Annotated in this window: 22 protein-coding genes and 1 other RNA gene; 19 read left to right on the top strand and 4 right to left on the bottom strand. The window is 27.7% G+C overall.

The features are described 5' to 3' along the window. Positions 1-148: 148 nt before the first annotated feature. Positions 149-1,225 (top strand): histidinol-phosphate transaminase, encoded by a 1,077-nt coding sequence (locus Q0W06_RS00315; protein WP_297629739.1) that lies wholly within the window; start codon positions 149-151, stop codon positions 1,223-1,225. Positions 1,226-1,271: 46 nt separating this feature from the next. Here the strand turns inward: Q0W06_RS00315 and Q0W06_RS00310 are convergent, their stop codons facing one another. Further along, entirely contained in the window at positions 1,272-2,603 is a 1,332-nt protein-coding gene (locus Q0W06_RS00310; protein WP_297629736.1) for a glutamate decarboxylase, read from the bottom strand. 216 nt (positions 2,604-2,819) lie between these two features. Between Q0W06_RS00310 and helD the strand changes: the two genes are divergently transcribed. The 4 genes from helD to ssrS all read left to right on the top strand — a co-directional run bounded on the left by helD (position 2,820) and on the right by ssrS (position 6,204). Then, positions 2,820-5,099 (top strand): RNA polymerase recycling motor HelD, encoded by a 2,280-nt coding sequence (gene helD, locus Q0W06_RS00305; protein WP_297629734.1) that lies wholly within the window; start codon positions 2,820-2,822, stop codon positions 5,097-5,099. 177 nt (positions 5,100-5,276) lie between these two features. After that, positions 5,277-5,528, top strand: coding sequence for a DUF1292 domain-containing protein (locus Q0W06_RS00300; RefSeq protein ID WP_297629731.1), 252 nt, complete (start codon positions 5,277-5,279; stop codon positions 5,526-5,528). Positions 5,529-5,539: 11 nt separating this feature from the next. Continuing rightward, a complete protein-coding gene (locus Q0W06_RS00295; RefSeq protein WP_297629729.1) occupies positions 5,540-5,935 on the top strand; it encodes a hypothetical protein in 396 nt (131 codons plus the stop codon). Positions 5,936-6,005: 70 nt separating this feature from the next. Beyond that, a non-coding RNA gene (ssrS, locus tag Q0W06_RS00290) (6S RNA) lies at positions 6,006-6,204 on the top strand. 111 nt (positions 6,205-6,315) lie between these two features. Here ssrS and Q0W06_RS00285 read toward each other — a convergent pair. Continuing rightward, on the bottom strand, positions 6,316-6,525 hold the full coding sequence (locus Q0W06_RS00285; RefSeq protein WP_297630091.1) for a hypothetical protein: 210 nt from the start codon (positions 6,523-6,525) through the stop codon (positions 6,316-6,318). Positions 6,526-6,820: 295 nt separating this feature from the next. On the opposite strand from Q0W06_RS00285, the gene Q0W06_RS00280 reads away from it, so the two are divergent. From Q0W06_RS00280 to Q0W06_RS00265, 4 genes are all read left to right on the top strand, one after another. Continuing rightward, entirely contained in the window at positions 6,821-7,030 is a 210-nt protein-coding gene (locus Q0W06_RS00280) for a DUF896 domain-containing protein (RefSeq protein WP_297629727.1), read from the top strand. 12 nt (positions 7,031-7,042) lie between these two features. Then, positions 7,043-7,960, top strand: coding sequence for an HPr(Ser) kinase/phosphatase (gene hprK, locus Q0W06_RS00275; protein ID WP_297629724.1), 918 nt, complete (start codon positions 7,043-7,045; stop codon positions 7,958-7,960). A gap of 44 nt (positions 7,961-8,004) precedes the next feature. After that, on the top strand, positions 8,005-9,384 hold the full coding sequence (locus Q0W06_RS00270) for an aminopeptidase (RefSeq protein WP_297629722.1): 1,380 nt from the start codon (positions 8,005-8,007) through the stop codon (positions 9,382-9,384). 146 nt (positions 9,385-9,530) lie between these two features. Next, positions 9,531-9,767, top strand: coding sequence for a holin (locus Q0W06_RS00265; protein WP_297629719.1), 237 nt, complete (start codon positions 9,531-9,533; stop codon positions 9,765-9,767). A 48-nt stretch (positions 9,768-9,815) separates the two neighbouring features. Here the strand turns inward: Q0W06_RS00265 and Q0W06_RS00260 are convergent, their stop codons facing one another. Then, entirely contained in the window at positions 9,816-10,652 is an 837-nt protein-coding gene (locus tag Q0W06_RS00260; RefSeq protein WP_297629716.1) for a PHP domain-containing protein, read from the bottom strand. 146 nt (positions 10,653-10,798) lie between these two features. On the opposite strand from Q0W06_RS00260, the gene Q0W06_RS00255 reads away from it, so the two are divergent. The 10 genes from Q0W06_RS00255 (at position 10,799) to Q0W06_RS00210 (ending at position 20,287) form a co-directional block, all read left to right on the top strand. Continuing rightward, entirely contained in the window at positions 10,799-11,374 is a 576-nt protein-coding gene (locus tag Q0W06_RS00255) for an aminodeoxychorismate/anthranilate synthase component II (protein WP_297629712.1), read from the top strand. Position 11,375: 1 nt separating this feature from the next. After that, the gene (gene pabB, locus Q0W06_RS00250; RefSeq protein WP_297629709.1) at positions 11,376-12,722 is read left to right on the top strand and encodes an aminodeoxychorismate synthase component I; all 1,347 of its coding nucleotides are present in this window, start codon (positions 11,376-11,378) and stop codon (positions 12,720-12,722) included. Then, on the top strand, positions 12,719-13,465 hold the full coding sequence (locus Q0W06_RS00245) for an aminotransferase class IV (RefSeq protein WP_297629707.1): 747 nt from the start codon (positions 12,719-12,721) through the stop codon (positions 13,463-13,465). The genes pabB and Q0W06_RS00245 overlap by 4 nt, the downstream gene beginning before the upstream one ends. A 136-nt stretch (positions 13,466-13,601) precedes the next feature. After that, complete coding sequence (locus tag Q0W06_RS00240; protein WP_297629704.1) at positions 13,602-14,075, top strand: HD domain-containing protein; 474 nt, start codon at positions 13,602-13,604, stop codon at positions 14,073-14,075. A gap of 20 nt (positions 14,076-14,095) precedes the next feature. Further along, positions 14,096-14,905, top strand: a complete 810-nt coding sequence (gene folP, locus Q0W06_RS00235) for a dihydropteroate synthase (RefSeq protein ID WP_297629702.1) — start codon at positions 14,096-14,098, stop codon at positions 14,903-14,905. A gap of 8 nt (positions 14,906-14,913) precedes the next feature. Further along, positions 14,914-15,729, top strand: coding sequence for a 2-amino-4-hydroxy-6-hydroxymethyldihydropteridine diphosphokinase (folK, locus tag Q0W06_RS00230; RefSeq protein ID WP_297629699.1), 816 nt, complete (start codon positions 14,914-14,916; stop codon positions 15,727-15,729). 176 nt (positions 15,730-15,905) lie between these two features. Beyond that, positions 15,906-17,012, top strand: coding sequence for a sn-glycerol-3-phosphate ABC transporter ATP-binding protein UgpC (gene ugpC, locus Q0W06_RS00225; protein WP_297629696.1), 1,107 nt, complete (start codon positions 15,906-15,908; stop codon positions 17,010-17,012). A gap of 32 nt (positions 17,013-17,044) precedes the next feature. Next, entirely contained in the window at positions 17,045-18,370 is a 1,326-nt protein-coding gene (locus tag Q0W06_RS00220) for an ABC transporter substrate-binding protein (protein ID WP_297629693.1), read from the top strand. 132 nt (positions 18,371-18,502) lie between these two features. Beyond that, entirely contained in the window at positions 18,503-19,408 is a 906-nt protein-coding gene (locus tag Q0W06_RS00215; RefSeq protein WP_297629691.1) for a sugar ABC transporter permease, read from the top strand. A gap of 12 nt (positions 19,409-19,420) precedes the next feature. Then, on the top strand, positions 19,421-20,287 hold the full coding sequence (locus Q0W06_RS00210) for a carbohydrate ABC transporter permease (RefSeq protein WP_297629688.1): 867 nt from the start codon (positions 19,421-19,423) through the stop codon (positions 20,285-20,287). Between the two features lie 128 nt (positions 20,288-20,415). On the opposite strand, the gene Q0W06_RS00205 is transcribed toward Q0W06_RS00210, so the two are convergent. Next, the gene (locus Q0W06_RS00205; RefSeq protein ID WP_297629686.1) at positions 20,416-20,898 is read right to left on the bottom strand and encodes a DUF4883 family protein; all 483 of its coding nucleotides are present in this window, start codon (positions 20,896-20,898) and stop codon (positions 20,416-20,418) included. Positions 20,899-20,920: the final 22 nt, after the last annotated feature.

Here is a 20,920-nt window from a genome sequence, read left to right as displayed (position 1 = left end):
TAAAAAAATTAAAAGTTTAACTAAATACTTTACAATATTATATTAAGGAAAGAAAAGAATTATGATTAAATCAGAAGTATAAATTTAATAAAAAGAAAAAATATATGGTATTATAAATATTAGTTAAGAAAGTAAGGAGTGAATGATTGTGAGTGAAAAACATGGAGCAAATCTTTTTGATTTAGAAATGACTCTTGGATTAAAAAAAGAGGATATACTAGATTTTAGTTCAAATATAAATCCTTTTGGAGCTTCACAGAAAGCAAAAGAAATGGTTAAAGAAAGAATTGATGATGTTTCGATTTATCCAGATCCAGATTATCATATATTAAGAGAATCTATTTCTGAATATGCAGATTGTAATAAAGATAACATAGTTCTAGGTGGGGGAGCTACAGAATTAATAGTTTCATTTATAGATACTATTAATCCTAAGAAAGCATTAATATTATATCCTTCATATTCAGAATATGAGAAAGATTTAAAAAAAATAGACTGTAAAATTGAAAAATATTTTGCGAAAAAAGAAAATGATTTTAAAGTTTCTGTAGAGGGGTTTAAAGAAAAGATAAAAGAAGGAAAATATGATTTAGTTATAATATGTAATCCTAATAACCCAACAGGATTTTGTTTTAAAAGAAGTGAAATAGAAGAAATAATATCAGATGCTAAAGATACATTTTTTATGGTAGATGAAACATACATAGAATTTACAGATAAAGAGATTTTTAGTTCTACAAGTTTAGTAGATAACTATAATAATTTATATGTGATAAGAGGAACATCTAAGTTCTTTAGTACACCTGGAATAAGACTTGGATATGGTCTTATAGGGAATGAAGAAGTTAGGGAATCTATAAAAACTAGTCTACCATTATGGAATATAAATATATTAGCAACTATTATGGGAGAAGTCATGTTTAAAGATAAAGAGTTTATAGATAGAACTCTTGTACATGTAAAAAAGGAAATAGAAAATTTAACACAAAGCTTAAAGACTATAGATTATATAAATGTTTATGAAACAAAAGGAAACTTCATACTTTGTGAAATAAGTAGTGGAAAAGAAGCAAGTGTTTTATATGATAGCTTGTCTAGAGAAGGTATGATAATAAGAGACTGTAGCAGTTTTGAAGGTCTAGATAAAAATTTCTTTAGAGTATGTATTTTAAAAACTAAAGATAATGAAAAGCTAATAAATAAAATGAAGCAAGTATCGTTATAAAATAAAAATAGAACTATATACAAATTAAGTATATAGTTCTATTTTATTAATGAATAAAGCCGTGAACTAAGTTATATTCTTTTTCTTCATTGAGCTGTTCAATAGCTTCTTTTATATCTTTAATAAGTTGTTCACCACGATTAATTCCCATATCAGCACGAACTACAATTCTTTGGATTTTTATATCTTCAACATCTTTTGGTAAAGGATAAGCAGGAATTTGCCATCCTTTCATTGCAATTCTATCTGCTAAATCGTAAAGAGTCCAATTTAAGTTTAAATTTTCCTTTAATCTATAACAAACAATAGGAATATTTTTACCATCATTATAAATCGTGAATAACCCTAATTTATCTAATTCAGTAGCTAAATACATAGCAACATTTCTAGTTTTTTCATGAATTAATTTTAATCCATTAAAGCCATAACGAACAAAAATATAATATTGACCTATAATTTGACTTGCACTTCTTGAAAAGTTAATTGCGATAGTAGGAAGCATTCCACCTAAATAACTAACTTCAAAAATCATTTTTTGAGGTAGATACTTTTTATCACGCCAAATTACCCAACCTATACCAGGGTAAACTAATCCGTATTTATGACCTGATGTATTTATAGAAATAACATTTTTTAATCTAAAATCCCAAATTAAATCTTTATCAACAAAAGGTGTAAATAAACCACCTGATGCTCCATCAACATGAATATAAACTGGAAGCTTCGCAGTTGAATTATATATTTCAAGTCTTCTATCTAGTTCAAAAATATTATCATACTTTCCTGTATACGTTATCCCTAAAATTCCAACAATACCTATAGTGTATTCATCAATAGCGTTGATAGCTTGATCTATATTAAGGCTTAGATTATCTTTTTCTAAAGGTATAATCTTTAGATCAACATCGTGATATACAGAGAATTTTTTCCAACAAACTTGATAAGCAGATGAAATAATTAAGTTAGGTTTCTTTTTACGAGTATCAATACCTAAAGCGGTTGCTTTTTCTTCCCAACTAAATTTCATAGCCATACCTGCAAGCATACATGCTTCTGAGGAACCAACAGTTGATGTTCCTATATAATTAGAGTTTTCCTCTGCATTCCATAAATCAGCAATTATATTTATGCATCTATTTTCTATTTCTGTTGTTTGAGGATATTCAGATTTATCGATTGCATTTTTTTCAAGTGTCTCAGACATTAATTTAATAGCATTGTCTTCCATATGAGTTTGACAAAAAGTAGCTAGATTCATTCTTGCATTACCTTCATCCATAAGTTCATCATTAATTAAACTATATGCAATGTCTGAATCAATCCAGTCTTGATTAATTTTTTTATCTGGTAGTTGAATGTCTATATCAGTGAAATTCATAAAAATTTCCTCCTTTATAAAAAAATAGATTGTGTTATAAATTCATGATAGCATGTATTTTTTCGTGATAGATAGATTAATATTATATTTAACTAAAATGAAACATAATATTAATAAGAAAAAATAGAAGAAATTTTGCCTATCTTAATTGCAAACTAAGGGATAAAAGGCTATTATTAAAGATATTATTTTAAAAGATTGTAAAGAGGTGAGGGAATGGAAAATAAATCTTTAATTGAAGAGAGAAAAATCCTAAAAGAAAAAAGAAAGCTTATAAATAATGAGCTAAAAAGAAAAGAAAATTATGTGAATGATGTATCAAATAAATATATAAGTTTAAGCAAAGAGTTAAAGGGTAAGTACAATATGGAAAAAGATGCTACTGGAAAAGCTCTTAATCTAGCTAAAAAAGATATAGCTAAATATGAAGAGGCATATAGTATCCCTTACTTTGGAAGAGTAGATTTTAGAGAGAGAAAATCTATAGTCGTAGAAAAAATTTATATTGGAAAGCATGGAATAAGTGATAGTGAAGATGGAGATGAAATAGTTGTTGACTGGAGAGCACCAGTTGCAGATCTTTATTATAGTGGAACAGGTGGAGAGGCAAGTTATAAAGCACCAGCTGGAATAATTGATGGAGAGCTTTCAGTAAAAAGAAAATTTTTATTTGATGAAGAATGCGAGTTGGAGAGAGTTTTTGATGAGGGCTTAAATGAACTTATGATAAATGGTGAAGAAGGGCAAGGACTAGTTGATGAGTTTTTAAAAATAAACTTAGAAGAAAGTAGAGGGAAAAAACTTAAAGAAGTTGTTGCAACTATTCAAAAGGAACAAAATGATATTATAAGGTGGCCAAGAAACTTACCTATTATAGTGCAAGGATCAGCAGGGTCAGGAAAGACTACAATAGCACTTCATAGATTAGCATATTTAATATATAGGTATAAAGAAAGCATGAGTGGACAAGATATATTGGTTTTAGCACCAAATAAATTATTTTTAGATTATATTTCAGATATATTACCTAATTTAGGAGCTCATGAAGTAACACAAAATACATTTGAAGATTTAGTAAAAAAGAAAGCAAAGCTTAAAGGAAAAATTTATAATAAAGATGAAAAATTAAAAAGACTTCTAGAAGCAGAGGAAGATGAAAAAAAACTTATAGTAAATTCTGCGAAAATAAGAGGATCATTAGCTTTTAAAACTATGATAGATAGGTATATAACATTAATTGAAAGTAGAGCCTTTGATATAGATGATATAAAAATAGAAGGTGAGACATTATTTACAAGTAAAGAAATATTAAGGTTATATTTAAAAGATTTAAAATCATATCCAATAAACAAACGTAAAGACGAAATAAAAAGATATTTAAGTTTAAAGTTAAAAGAAAAAACAGAAATTTTAATTTTAAATTTTGATAGAAAATGGGAAGTAAATATACGTAGAATAAAGGACGAGAATGAGAATTCAGAAGAGCGAAGAAAACTTTTAGTAGAAAGCTATGATGAGAGAGATAGAATAAAAAATAGTATTAAAAAGAACTCAAAGTCATGTTTAAATGAGTATTTTAAAGCATGGAGAGGAATAGATTCAAGTCAAGTTCTAGAAAACTTTATGCTTGACGAAGAGATGTTTAAGTTAGCTACAGATAATAAAATTCCAGAAGTTTTAGAAAACTTTATGAGAAGTGAATTTATAAAGAGAAAAGAAGATGGATTGATAGATGAAGATGATTTAGCAGCACTTTTATATATTCGTGTATTATTAGAAGGAATAGATGAAGAAGAAAAGTTTAAGCATATAGTTGTAGATGAGGCTCAAGATTATAGTCCATTTCAAGTATACCTTGTCAATGAATTAGCAAAAGGAAATTCGTTAACTTTGGTTGGAGATATTGGTCAAGGAATATATTATTATAAAGGATTAAAAAATTGGGAAGTAATAACTGATGGATTATTTAAGGGAAATGCAACATATATAAGTTTAAGCCAAAGTTATCGTTCTACAGTAGAAATAATAGATTTTGCTAAAAAAGCATTGGCAGCACAAAATTTAGGACTTAAAGATGCAAAACCAGTTTTAAGACATGGGAAAAAACCAGAGATTATTAAATGTTCTGAAGATAAGGAAATTGGTAAAGAAATAGATAAAATAATAGAGATAGTAAAAGCAGCAGGGAAAAATGTTGTTGCAGTAATAACTAAGGATGGAAAAGAAGCAGAAAAGGTAGAAAAGATTTTAAAGAAAAGTAGTGAAAATAAATTCCAAAGAATTAAAGGAAAAGAAAAGGAAACAGGAGAAGATTTTATTATTATTCCATCATATTTAACTAAAGGATTAGAGTTTGACTGTAGTATTATTTATAATCCTAGTAAGGAAAATTATAAAAATGATATATTAAGTCAAAGGCTATTATATGTGGCTTTAACAAGAGCTCTTCATAGTGAATATGTAGTGGAAAGAGAAAGCTTAACAGAACTTATTTAATAGATATAAAAAATGAAATAGCTAAAAGATTTTTAGTAATAATATTATTAAAAATCTTTTAGCTATAATAAAATAAATTAAAATACATAAATTATAATTATAAAGATAAAAGTTTAAATTGAATTTAAAAAGAGAAGACTTTATAATTATGTATAGCAAAGCAAAGGAGGATAAATTATGGAGATTAAAGATATAATGTCTTTTAGAGATGAAAATGGTAATAAAGTTGATTTTGAAGTTGTTGCTAAAATATTTTTAGAAGAGAAAAATAAAGATTATTTATTATTAACTTCAGTAGAAGATAATACAGATGATGAAATGTATATGTTTAGAATTGATGAAATTGATGGAAATGAAGAGTTGAATTTAGTTGAAGATGATGCTGAATTCTTAGAAGTAAAAAAAGAGTATAAAAAGCTTTTATATTAGGAGGGATAAAGATGGATATAGTAAATATAACAGAAATGCTTATTGAAAATGGAGTATCAGAAATAACAGAATTAGTGGTAGAAAAAGAAAAATGTGTTTTAGAATTTTTTTATGACTTTGATAAAGAGGAAGTAGAGGGTGCTAAAGCCTATGCAAATGAAGAAAGTGATTTAGATGAAGGCAGCGATGAGTGGAGAACAGACTACTATATACCATACCTTTTAGATATAGCAAAGGATAATGTTGATAGTATTGTCGAAGATATTTGTGAAGAATTTGAACTTTCAGGAAAAGCAAATGAAGTAGAAATAGATGCTAACACATTAGATTATATGAAGTTTAGAGTAGCATTTTGTATAGATGAATATGAAGGTGACTTAGAAGCGTTGTTAAACGATTACTTGTAGGAAAATACTATTTTTTACATTTGAATAAATAGTTGAAATATAAAAATAATGTGCTATAATAAAATCATAAACATTCCTGAGATGTTCGCCAAGCTTATAATATTCAACCTACATGATATATTCGGGATTTGCAACAAATTTAAATATGCTAGGCTTCGAAGCGAAAGCTTCATAGTTTATGCAGAAGAAAGCAGAGTTTAAATTGAGTGAACCCCACCTGCGAGAGGCAGGTCTTGAATATATGGGCAAACGGCATATTTGGGAATTTATTATGAAATTAAGATACCTCTTAGGAGGTATTTTTTTATTTATACAGAGAAATAAAAAGATTAAAAAGGGATTAAAGTATAATTAACCCCTTGTAAATTTTATATCTAATATTATGCAACAAGCATTTTTTCTTTCTTTAAAGTTGACATATGTTTACGCTTATAAAATTTGTATAATCTTTTTTGATAAAGGGAAACATCTTTATCTAAACTTTCGGAAAGATAGACAGCAAATTTATTAGTTGGATTTATTAGTAAAAGTAGCTTGTTTAATAAATTTTTTTTAAATCTTATTTTTCGTCGTAATTTTTTTGTTGTCATCAATTTACACCCCCAATTTATAAAGAATAGATAACTTTATAGTCATATTATAACAAAATTTGGGAGAAAAGAAAGAAATATCATTCTTACTTTTATTACAAGAAGTGTCAGGAAAATAGAAAAAATAAGATATATACCTATAAATAAAAGAATTATATGTAATAAATGATAAAGAAGTGTCGAAAAGTAAACAAAGATTTAAAAAATATAAAATTATAGAAACTAAGATAAGTTGAGTATATAATTAAATAAAGATAAAATATTATTTAATAAAGAAAAAGTGAGGAAGATATAAATGGAAAATATAAAATTATCAGATATACAAACTTTATCAATTGATGAAGTTACAGCTAAAATAAATGAGTTATATAAGAAAAGTAAAGAATCAGGATTATCTGATGAAGAAAAAGAATTACAAGGTGCATTAAGACAAAGATACATAGATGCAGTGAAAGGAAACTTAAAATCACAATTAAGTGGAATAGAATATAATAAGAAAAAATAGGGGGACACTTATATGGCAGTAACTGTAAAGAAATTAATAAAAGATTTTGAACTGGAGACCATAGTTGAAGGAGCAAAAGATGAAATTATAGAGTTAAGTGATATAAATAGACCAGGACTTCAATTATCGGGATTTTATAATTATTTTACTCCAGAGAGAATACAAGTAATAGGAAAAGCAGAGTGGAGTTTTTTAGACGATATGCAAGTAGAGCTTAGAAATAAGCGTATAAAAAAATATTTTAGATTTAATATAAAATGTATAATAATTGCTAGAGGGCTAGAACCACATGAGGAATTTTTAAAATATGCAAGAGAAAAAAAGATATGGGTATTAAGAACTAGTCTAGTTACTACTAAATTTATAAGTAAGCTTACTGTTTATATGTCAGATAAGTTAGCACCAGAAACAAGATTACATGGAGTATTAGTAGATGTATATGGAATAGGTATACTTATTACTGGAGAAAGTGGAATAGGTAAAAGTGAAGTTGCATTAGAGCTTATAAAAAGAGGGCACAGGTTAGTAACAGATGATGCTGTAGATATAAAAGAAATAGATGGAGATCTTATAGGATTTTCACCTAGGATAACTATAGGAATGTTAGAGGTTAGAGGTATAGGAATAATAGATGTATCTTCATTATATGGATTAAGTTCAATACTTCAAGAAAAAGATATAAAACTTATTATGCATTTTGAACATTGGAAAGATGATGGAGATTACGATAGACTTGGAACAAACAATGATTTCATGGATATTTTAGGGGTGCCAGTTAAAAAATTAACTGTACCAATAAGACCAGGAAGAAACATTGCAGTTATTGTTGAAGCGGCAGCAGTAAACTTTAGATATTCGTTAATGTCTAAAGAAACACCGGTAGATATAATAGAGAGCAGAATGAATCAAATTAGTGATAATGTAGATTAGGCTGCTTATTTATATAAAATTAAATTTTAAGGAGGACATATTTCATGGAAAATAAAAATGCTTGGAATAAGTATGATGAAAATGGAATAAAAGAAATATTCTCATTTTGTGATGGATATAAAGAGTTTATGTCAAACTGTAAAACAGAAAGAGAATGTGTTGAAGAATCAATTAAAATAGCAGAAAAGCATGGTTTTATTGATTTACAAAAAGTTATAGAAAAAGGTGAAAGCTTAAAAGCTGGAGATAAGGTTTATGCTAATAATATGGATAAAGCTTTAGCACTTTTTGTAATAGGAGAAGAGCCTCTAGAAAAAGGATTAAAAATATTAGGTGCACACATAGATTCACCTAGATTAGATTTAAAACAAAATCCTTTATATGAAGATTCAGAATTAGCACTTTTAGAAACACATTATTATGGTGGAGTAAAGAAGTATCAATGGGTAACATTACCTTTAGCTATTCATGGAGTAGTTGCTAAAAAAGATGGTAGTAAAATAAATGTAGTAATAGGTGAAGATGAAACTGATCCTGTAGTAGGAATTTCTGATCTTTTAATACATTTATCAGCAGATCAACTTGGAAAAAAAGCAGCAACTGTTATTGAAGGTGAAGACTTAAATGTTCTTGTTGGAAGTATTCCATTAAAAGATGAAGAAAAAGATGCAGTAAAAGCTAATGTATTAAAATTATTAAAAGAAAAATATAACTTTGAAGAAGAAGATTTTTTATCTGCTGAATTAGAAGTAGTTCCAGCTGGTAAAGCTAGAGATTATGGATTAGACAGAAGTATGGTTATGGCTTATGGTCATGATGATAGAGTATGTTCATATGCATCACTTTTAGCATTATTAGAAGTAGAAAAAATAGATAGAACAGCAGTATGCTTATTAGTGGACAAAGAAGAAGTTGGAAGTATTGGAGCAACAGGAATGCATTCAAAATTCTTTGAAAACATGGTAGCAGAAGTTATGGATAGAAAAGAAGATTTCTCAGAATTAAAAATGAGAAGATGCTTAGCTAACTCAAGAATGCTTTCATCAGATGTTAGTGCTGCATTCGATCCTAATTATCCATCAGTTATGGAAAGAAAAAATAGTGCTTTCTTTGGAAAAGGAATAGTATTTAATAAATATACAGGAGCTAGAGGAAAAGGCGGATGTAATGATGCAAATGCTGAATATATGGCAGCTCTTAGAGATATGATGGAAAAACATGATGTTTCATACCAAACAGCAGAACTTGGAAAAGTTGATCAAGGAGGCGGTGGAACTATCGCTTATATCCTAGCTCAATATGGAATGGAAGTTATTGATTGTGGTGTTGCACTTCAAAATATGCATGCACCTTGGGAAATAGCTTCAAAAGTTGATATATTTGAAACTAAAAAAGGGTATGTAGCTTTCTTAAAAGAAGCTTAAAATATAATGAAAACTGGCTTATGCCAGTTTTTTTTCTTTTATCTATAAAAAATAATGGCAAAAGTTTATATATTCATTAGATGGTATAAAGAATTCACAGTTTAAAATATGGATTCATATAATAATATTAAAAGGAGGAATGATATATGAATTTATCGCGTTTTAAAAATTATGGGTTATGGGTATCTATAGCAGCACTTGTACCAATGGTATTGCAGGGGTTTGGATTAAAAGTATTACCAGATAATTATAGTGAAATTGTAACAGCAGTCTTAGGAATTTTAGTTATGGCCGGAATTTTAAATAATCCAACAACAGGAAATAAAGGATATTTAGATGATAAAACACAAGACCAAATAGAAAATACAGGAGAAAATAAATAAAAGCCATAAAATAAGAGAGCATACGAAATGTATGCTCTCTTATTTTGATTATAATGTTATACTTAATGCATTCAAAAAATTTTCTAAATATTCTGTTGGAATAGGCATATCCCCAATATCACCATGTCTATCATCATTTATAAAATCACCATGGCAATCAGAACCACCTGTAATTAAAAGATTATGATTATTAGCAAAGTCCATAAAATAATCTTCATCTTTTTTTGTGTTTTGGAAGTAGACAGCCTCAATTCCATCTAGATTAAAAGGTAAAAATTCAGATACATTAGAATTTTTAATTAAAACTGGGTGAGCTAAAATAGCGATAGCATGGAAGTTATGTAAAATCTTTATTCCTTCCTCAGTTGAAAGTTTATTTGTTGGAACATATGCAGGACGATCTTTACCAATAAAATTGTCAAAGATATAATCAAAAGAGTAATCATAGCCAGCAGCGATAATTTCTTTTGCAATATGAGGTCTTGCAATGATTTCTTTGCCATGTTTTAAAACATTTTCAAAAGAAATATGGATATTACAATTAACTTTAAGTTTTTCTACCATTTCTTTTGCTCTCTCAACCCTACGATTTTTTATACTATTTAAAATATTAATAAATTCTTCTGATTTATAAGAATCATCTTTAAAGAAACCTAGTACGTGAATACTTTCACCTTCAAAATTCGTTGAAAGTTCAATTCCAGGAATAATAGTTAATGAATATTTCTTTGCTTCATCTTGAGCTTCAGAAATACCTGAAATGGTGTCGTGATCAGTTATAGCTAAATAAGATACGCCATTTAAATGAGCTCTCTTTACAACCTCTCTTGGGGATAATATTCCATCGGAAGAACTAGTGTGAACATGAAAATCTGATTTTAACATCAAAAACTCCTCTCTTATATCTCATGATATAATTATATATATTAAAAATATTTTATCATAAAAATACCTTTATTTTAAAATAAAAATATAAGAGAATAGAAATAAGATAAATTTATGAAAAAAAATGAGATAAAAGGGGGAGCAAAATGTTAGTGATGATAGATAATTATGATTCATTTGTTTATAATCTAGTAAGATATTTTAATGAATTAGAAGAAGAAGTTAAAGTTTTTAGAAAAGATAAAATAAGTATAAATGAATTGAAAAAGATAAAGATGAATGGGATTGTTATATCACCTGGACCTAAAGCACCAAAAGATTCAAAAGAAATTATAGAAATTATAGAAGAGTTTAAAGGAAAGGTTCCTATATTAGGCGTATGTTTAGGACATCAATGCATTGGATACGCATTTGGTGGAAAAGTGATAAAAGGGGAAAAACCCATTCATGGGAAAGTATCTAAAATAATTAATAATGGTGAAGGAATATTTAAAAATTCTAAAAAAGAATTTAATGTAACAAGGTATCATTCGTTAATAGTAGATAAGAAAACATTACCAAAGGAACTTATAATTACAGCTGAAACTGTAGATGGGGTTATTATGGGTCTTCAGCATAGAGATTATAAAATCTATGGAGTACAATATCATCCAGAAGCGGTTTTAACTGAGGAAGGACATACAGTGCTTAAAGAGTTTATAAAAGTGTGTAAGGAGGATTAAAATGAATTTTAAGATAAGAAAATTTCAAACAAAATTAACTGAAATTGAAATGTTTGAAGCATTAAAAGATAATAACTCTATTTTTTTAGATAGTTCTAAGGAGGATGAAAGACTTTCGAAATATTCTTATATTGGAATTAATCCTATAGAGAAATTTGAATGCATAGAGGGGAAAGTTTTTATAAATGGAATATTAAAAGAAGAGATGGACCCTTTTGATGAATTAGAAAGAAGAATTGAAAAAAATAAAATTTTATATCCATCTGATTCACCACTTTTAGCAGGATATATTGGCTATATAAGTTATGATACAGGAAGATTGTTAGAAGAATTACCAGATAACAGTTCTTTAGATATTGAGATACCTAATATGAGGTTTTTCTTATATGAAAATATTGTAATAATAGATCTTATAAATAAAAATACTTATATTACAGCTATTGGTAAGGAAGATTTAAATATAAGCATTGATAAAGTAGTAGAAAAAATCTCTAATTATAAAAAGATAGAGATAGAGGAAATAAATGAATCAATAGAGTTTAATAGTAATTTTACAAGAGAAACCTATATAGAAGCAGTAAAAACTATGAGAAACTATATTGAAGAAGGAGACATATATATAGCAAATATGACACAACGATATATATGCCAGACTAAAAAGAAAAGTTTTGATATATACAAGAAACTTAGAGAGATAAACAAAGCACCATTTTCAGCATTTGTAGATTATGGAGATTTTCAAATTATAAGTTCGTCACCAGAAAGGTTCATGCAAATTCAAGATAGAAGAGTTGTTACAAGACCTATAAAAGGAACTAGACCTAGAGGAAATAATTCCAAGGAAGATGATTTTTATAGAAAAGAACTTGAAAATAGTGAAAAAGATAAATCAGAACTTTTAATGATAGTAGATTTAGAAAGAAATGATTTGAGTAAAGTTTGTAAAAAAGGTAGCGTTAATGTAACAGAACTTTTTAAGATTGAAGAATATGAAACAGTATTCCATTTGGTTTCAACTATTGAAGGAGTTTTAAAAGATAATATATCAGCAGTTAAGTGTATAAAAGAATGTTTTCCAGGAGGATCTATAACTGGAGCTCCTAAAATTAGAGCTATGGAAATAATAGAAGAGCTTGAAGGGATAAAAAGAAATTTATATACAGGTTCTATTGGATACTTTGACTTGCGAGGTAATAGTGATTTTAATATTGTAATAAGAACAATATTAAAGAAAGGTGATAAAGCTTATTTGGGTGTTGGAGGGGGAATTACATATGAATCAGATGAAAAAGATGAATATGAAGAAACACTTCAAAAGGCAAAAGCTTTAATGGAAGTCCTAAGATGAGAGAAATAATTATTCAAAATAATAAAATTGAGCAAGATTCAGGAGTCTATTTTGGGCGAGGTGTGTTTGAAACAATACTCATAAAAGAAAAAATAGAATTTTGGGATTTTCATTTAAAAAGATTAAATGAAGGACTAAAAAAAATTGGATTAGAGGAAGTACAAGAGAATTTAAAAGAAATAGTAGAAGAATTAAATTTAAAAAATATTGTTTTGAAAATTATAGTAACAGAAAAGAATGTTATAATTAAAAGTAGAAAAATACCTTATAAAAAAGAGGATTATGAAAAAGGATTTAAATTAACTAGAAGTAAAGTTTTAAGAAATTCAACATCAGTATTAAATAAAATAAAATCTTTAAATTATTTAGAAAATATTTTAGAGCGAGAAAAAGCTATAGGTGAAGGTTTTAATGATTGTCTTTTTATAAATGAAAAAGGAAATATTTGCGAAACATCTACAGCAAATATATTTTTTGTGAAAAAAAATGAAATTTATACACCAGATATAAAAGAAGGATTGCTAAATGGGTGTTTAAGAGAGTTTATAATAAAAAATTTTGATGTGAAAATAAAGAATTTTAAATGGAAAGATTTAAAAGAAATAGATGAAATTTTTATAACTAATAGTATAATAGGTATAATGAAAATAAATTCTATTGATAATTATATGTTCACTAAAGAAAATATTGGGAGTTTAATTAGAAAAGAATATTTAGAAATAGATATAGTAGAAAAAGAATAGATGATTAAACAAAACAATATTTGCATAATTAAATAGAAAATTAGGAACAAAATTTAGAAAAAAACATATAGAGGTATATTGAAGGAAAATAGGATAGTGGGTTGAAAACTTTAAGTTTATTAAAGTAGGTGTTTAGATGGAAAAAGTAAATCAAATTTATAATAATACTGTATATAAAAAGCTTTTAGATGAGTTGGAATATATTGAGAAGGACAGAGTGTTTTGTAAGCATAACTTAGAGCATTTTTTGAATTTTTCAAGAATCGCATACATTAAAGTTTTAGAAGAAAAATTAGATGTTTCTAAGGAAGTTATATATGCTGTTGGGCTTTTGCATGATATAGGACGAGTTAAAGAATATAAAGAAGGAATAGAACATCATAAAGCAAGTATAGAGATAAGTAATGAAATTTTAAAAGAAACCACTTATACAAAAGAAGAAAAAGAATTGATTTGTAAATTAATTTTCTCTCATAGAGAAGTTAAAGACGATAAACTTTTAGAAATAATATATAAAAGTGATAAACTATCTAGAGAGTGCTATAAGTGTAAAGCAGAAAAAGAGTGTTATTGGGAAGATGAGAAAAAAAATAAAACTATAAAATATTAAAATCAAAGGAGAGAATGAAAATGAAAATTGGAAATAAGGAATTTGATTTAAAGAAAAGAACATATATAATGGGGATATTAAATATTACTCCGGATTCTTTTTCAGATGGAGGAGAATACAATAATATTCAGCAAGCAAAAGAACGAGTAAAGGAAATGATTGAACAAGGAGCAGATATTATTGATGTAGGTGGAGAATCAACTAGACCTGGATTTAATGAAGTATCAGCAGAAGAGGAAATTGAAAGAGTTATTCCTGTAATTAGAATGATAAAAGAAAATTTTGATATTCCAGTATCAATAGATACGTATAAGAGTAAAACTGCAGAAAAAGCTATAGAAGCAGGGGCAGACTTAATAAATGATATCTGGGGATTTAAAAGAGACTCTAATATGGCAAATGTATGTGCAAAAACAAAAGTACCATGTATTTTAATGCATAATAGAGAAGAGATTCCATATCAAAATTTAATGAAAGATATAAAAAATGATTTAATTGAATCAATAAATATTGCATTAGATGCGGGAGTCCCAAGAGAAAAAATAATTTTAGATCCAGGAATTGGGTTTGCAAAAACATTAGAAGAAAATCTTGAAACAATGAATCATTTAGAAAAAATAAAGGAATTAGAATTTCCAATGCTACTAGGGACATCAAGAAAATCCATAATAGGATTAACTTTAAATTTACCAAAAGATGAAAGAGTAGAAGGAACATTAGCAACAACTGTTTTAGGAATAACAAAAGGTTGTGAATTTATAAGAGTACATGATGTAAAAGAAAATAAGAGAGTATGTCTGATGGCAGATAGGATTTTAAGAAGTAAATAGGAGAGAAGATGGATAAAATATATTTAAAAGATGTTGAGATATTTGCAAATCATGGAGTATTTAAGGAAGAAAAGGTTTTAGGGCAAAAGTTTATTTTTGATATAGAACTTGAATTAGATCTTTCAAAAGCAGCTAAGGAAAATGATTTAACTGCATCAGTTCATTATGGAGAGTTATGCCATGAAGTGGAAGCAATCTGTATAAAAGAAAGTTTTGATTTAATAGAAACTTTAGGTGAGAAGGTATGTCAACATATTTTAGAAAAATATGAAATAGTAAAAATAGTAAAGGTAAAAGTTAAGAAACCATGGGCGCCTATAGGAAGACATTTAAAATATGCAGCTATAGAAATTGAAAGAAAGAGAAGTATTTCATATTTATCTATCGGTAGTAATATAGGTGATAAAGAAAAGAACTTGAAAACAGCTATAGATTTCATAGAAGAAATCCAAGGCGTAAAAGTTTCGAAGGTAGCTTCTTTTATAAAAACAGAACCATGGGGAGTTGTAGATCAAGAAGAGTTTTTAAATGGTGCTTTAGAAGTTGAAACTATATTAAGACCTAAAGAACTTATGAAAAAGCTTTTAGAAGTAGAACTAAAAATGAAAAGAAAGCGTGAATTAAGATGGGGACCAAGAATTATCGATATAGATATTATATTTTTTGATGATATTATATCAGAAGATGATTTTTGTGTGATTCCACATCCAAGAATGGAAGATAGGGAATTTGTTTTAGAGCCATTAAATGAATTGTGCCCAAATAAAATACATCCATTGCTTAATAAGAGAGTTTTTAGAATTCTAAGCGAGATAAAAAAGTAATAAAATAAATGATAACAATAAAGACCATTTTTAAGATGGTCTTTATTTTTTTTCAAAAATAATAAAAATGAAAAAAATTTTCTTAAACTAAGAATTGTTTTTCAAAAGCTGAATATATTTTATTGTAGGGAGAAACAAATAAATAAAAATTTTTATTTAGAGAGGAGTAAAAAGTAATGGCTAGTTTAACATTAAAGAATGTTTATAAAGTTTATGATAATGATGTCACTGCTGTAAATGATTTCAACATAAATATAGAAGATGAAGAATTTATTGTTTTTGTTGGACCATCAGGATGTGGGAAATCTACAACACTTAGAATGATAGCGGGATTAGAGGAAATATCAAAAGGAGAACTATATATAGATGGAGAGATAATGAATGATGTAGCTCCAAAAGATAGAAATATTGCTATGGTATTTCAAAATTATGCTTTATATCCTCATATGACAGTAAGAGAAAATATGGAATTTGCCTTAAAGCTTAGAAAGTTTAATAAAGAGGAAATGAATAAACGAGTAGAGAGAGCAGCTGAAATATTAAGCTTAGAATCTTATTTAGAAAGAAAGCCTAAAGCTTTATCAGGAGGACAAAGACAAAGGGTAGCTTTAGGTAGGGCTATTGTTAGAGAACCAAAAGTATTTTTAATGGATGAACCATTATCAAATTTAGATGCTAAATTAAGAGTTCAAATGAGAACTGAGATAACAAAATTACATCAAGAATTAAAGACAACTTTTATTTATGTAACTCATGACCAAACTGAAGCTATGACTATGGGAACTAGAATAGTTGTAATGAAAGATGGAGTAGTGCAACAAGTTGATACACCACAAAATATATATGCACATCCTAATAATATCTTTGTAGCAGGTTTCATAGGAAGTCCACAAATGAATTTTTTAGATGCAAGAGTTGAAAGAGATGGAGATAAACTTGTATTTAATACTGGGAATAATAAGTTTATAGTTTCTAAAGAAAAAGAAGAGAAATTAATGAATAAGGGATATATAAATAAAGATATTGTAATAGGAATACGTCCAGAACACATAAGTAATATCCAGAGTTTTGTAGAGAAAAATTTAGAAACTTTATTTGAATCAAATGTTGATTTAGTAGAGCTTATGGGATCAGAAAGTTATATTTACATGAAGCTAGAAGGCAAGAATATAACAGCTAAAATACCAGGAACAAATAAAGTGAAATATGGTGAAAGTGATAGATTTGCACTAGATTCAGAAGAAATATATATGTTTGATAAAGAAACTACTTTAGCTATTTAAAATAAATAATTGAAAAAAAGGGGGACATAATAATGAAAAAAATGAAACTTGTAGGAAGTTTGCTATTGGCATCGACTATAGCATTGGGTACTTTAGCAGGATGTGGTGGAGGAACTACATCGGGGGACAAAGGGGAAGGAAAACAAACAGAAATAACATGGTGGAATTTTCCAAACTTTGAAATGAAAGATGGGCAAGTTGGGAAATATGAGGAAGATTTAATAAAAGCATTTGAAGAAAAAAATCCAGATATAAAAGTAAAAGTTGAGATGGTTTCATTTAATGGTGGTGGAGAAAAAATAAATGCAGCAATAGCATCAAATTCAGCTCCAGATGTATTATATGATGCACCAGGAAGAATTATAGATTATGCAAGACAAGGAGTATTAGCTTCTGTAGATGATATGATTAAAGATTTAAATGGAGATGTATCAGATGCATTACTAGCTGGATGTAAATTAGATAGTACTTATTATATGTATCCATTTAATACAACAAACTTTATGATGGCAGTAAATAAAACTATGTTTGAAGAAGCAGGGCTTTTAGATTTATTACCACTTAATAAGAATGATAGAAATTGGACATTAGAAGAGTTTGAAAAAGCGCTTAAAGGAATAAAGAAAGCTAACCCAGATGTTATACCAGTATCAATGTTTAGTAAAAGTACAGCAGGAGATCAGGGAACTAGAGCATTTATTGCTAATATAACTGGCGGAAGCGTTATGAATAAAGATCAAAGTGCATATACATTTGATAGTCCAGAAATAACAAAGGCAATGGAATGGATTAAAAAAGGAATAGATGAAGGATTTATAGGAAAAGGTAGTGAAGCTTTAGCATCAGGAGATGCAATAGATCTATTCTTACAACAAAAATCAGCATTTACAATTTTATATTCAACAGGCTTAAAGAAGAGCAATGCAGACAAAAAAGTTGGAGAATTTGAAGATATCTTATTACCAATTCCATCACCATCACCAGAAAAGTTAGCATTAGAGCCACTTATAGGTGGGTTATGTATATTTGATAATGGTAATGAAGATAAGATTGAAGCATCTAAAAAGTTTATTGATTTCTTATCAAATGATGCAGAATGGCAAAAGAAAAATTTAGTTGCTACAGGAACTTTTTCTGTTAGAGAATCAGTAAAAGGTTTATATGATGATGCAGAAATGAAGTTTGCAGAAGGTATGGGTGAATATACAGCTGAATATTACAATACAGTTAATGGTTTTGCAGAAATGAGAACACATTGGTTCCCAGCAATCCAAGAAGTTACATTAGGTAAAACTGCACCAAAAGATGCAATGAAAAACTTTAATGATAGAGCAAATGAAACATTAAATAAAAAATAAAAATCTATATAGAGGCCTTTAGTTTAATAGAGTTAAGGCCTCTATTAAAAAATATAATTTAATATATGAAAATGTATGAAATGGAATTATAAAAAGTTAGAATATACTTTATTTAAATTAGGGGGTGTGAAAATGAATAAGAGGGCAACTAAAGGAAAAAAAGGTAGGAGTTTAGCAAAAAAAGAGTGGCTTTGCGCATATCTATTTTTACTTCCAGCAGCTATATTTTTCTTAACATTTGTAATATTACCAATGATAGGCGGAATAGTAATGAGTTTCTTTAACTATACGCCAAGAAATTCGGATTTTATAGGAATACAGAATTATATTACGATTTTTAATGATCCAGTGTTTAAAAAATCACTGTGGAATACTTTGTTTTTAGTTATAGGTAACGTTCCTGTAGTTATGGTGTTTTCATTATTTGTAGCGGTTAACATATATAAGAGATCTTCAAAAGTAAGAACATTCTTTAGATCAGTTTTTTATTTACCAGCTATTGCATCAGTTGTTAGTATTACAGTAGTTTGGGGGTGGATATTCCATCCGAATTATGGAATTTTAAATTATGTTTTAGAGTTATTTGGAGTAGATCCACAAGTGTGGCTTGGAGATCCATCAATAGCAAAATGGGCAATTTTAATAGTATTAGTGACATTGTCAGTGGGACAACCGATTGTTTTATATATGGCATCACTTGGAAATATACCAAAAGATTATTTAGAAGCAGCTGAAATTGATGGAGCTAATTCAAGACAAGTTTTTTGGAATATAACATGGCCACTTTTAAAACCAACTACGTTATATATAGTTATAATAACAACTATTAATTCATTCCAGTGTTTCTCAATAATTCAATTATTAACGGCTGGAGGACCAAACTATTCAACAACGACCATAATGTATCAAGTATATGAGAGATCATTTACTCTTGGACAGTATGGATTAGCATCTTCAATGGGTGTGGTTTTAGCAGTAATAGTTATGGCTATATCAGTAATACAATATAAGTATTTTGGTTCAGACGTTGAATATTAAAGGAGGTAGGTTATGTTCGGAAAGAAGAAAAAAGAAAAAGAACAGTTATATGACTGGAGAAGCCAGTGGACAGTAAAAAATACAATAGCATTTGTTGTGTTATGTATCCTTATGATTTTATTTGTATTTCCTTTTTATTGGATTATAACAGGTTCATTTAAAGACTTAGGAGCTGCAATTGCAGTACCACCAGAATGGTTTCCAAACAATCCTATAATGGATAACTGGATAAGCTTATTTAGACAACCAATAGTAAGATGGACATTTAATAGTTTCTTTATTGCTATTTCAACAACTATATTAGTATGTTTAACTGCATCTCTTGCAGGATATGTTTTAGCAAAAAAAAGATTCCCAGGAAAGAAAATTATCTTTTGGATGCTTATAATAGCAATGGCACTTCCAAAGCAAGTTATAATGGTTCCATTATTTAATATATTAACTAGTTTAGATTGGATAGATAGTTATAAATCATTAATATTACCAGCAGTAGGATGGCCTTTTGGAATTTTCTTAATGAAACAGTTTAGTGAAACCATACCAACGGAGCTATTAGAAGCAGCAAGAATAGATGGATGTAGTGAACTTGGAATATTTTCTAAAATAGTTTTACCAATTGTTAAACCTGGTGTAGCAGCACTTGCAATATTTACGTTTATAACATCATGGAATGATTATTTTATGCAACTTATTTTAATAAGAAGTACAGAAATGCAGACATTACCATTAGGAGTAGCAACTATGCAATTAGAATTTACTACAAATTATGGATTGATGATGGCGGGAGCAGCACTTGCTTCAATTCCAATGATAATTATATTCTTAATCTTCCAAAAATCATTTACACAAGGAATTACAATTGGAGCTGTTAAAGGATAAAACTTAGATATTTTTATAATATAAAAATGAAAAGAACTACATAATATTGGTAGTTCTTTTTAAATATATAGATTTACTACAAAGTAGAATATAAAAAAAGCTGGAATATTTATTACTCCAGCTTATTCTTACATAGGATCTAGTTTTTTACTTATATAATTACAAAGTTTATAAAGGTTAAGGCCTTCTTCAATATTAGTCATATTAATAAAATCACTTTGAATATATCCATCTTCAGGAGAAATATAGATATAATTTTCATTAATTACAGTAATATAATATTTTTGGTCAGTAAACTTTAAAATTATTTCGAAAATCTTATCATTAGAATTTTTATTAATTGGATCTACAAAGTTTTCAGATACTAAAGAATAAAAAAAATCAGGTATAATATGTTTATTTTCTTCAGGCAAAGTGTAGGTTTTATAAAAATTATTATCGAATATCTCTACTTTAAAATCATCATCACTTTTTAGTTTTTCTATTATTTCTTGGGAGTAATGATTTTTATCTTTATTTTCTTTTAAATTTAAATATCTAGCAGGATTTGCATTACAGCCCTGAAGTAGAATGATTATTATGCAAAATGATGATATAAGAAATTTTTTCAAATAAAGCACCTCCTTTATACTT

This window comes from uncultured Clostridium sp., from assembly GCF_947072515.1.
In the GTDB taxonomy this organism is placed as follows: Bacteria; Bacillota; Clostridia; order Clostridiales; family Clostridiaceae; genus Clostridium.
The sequence above is the reverse complement of the archived record's forward strand: the minus strand, read 5'-3'. Positions and strand labels throughout refer to the sequence as shown.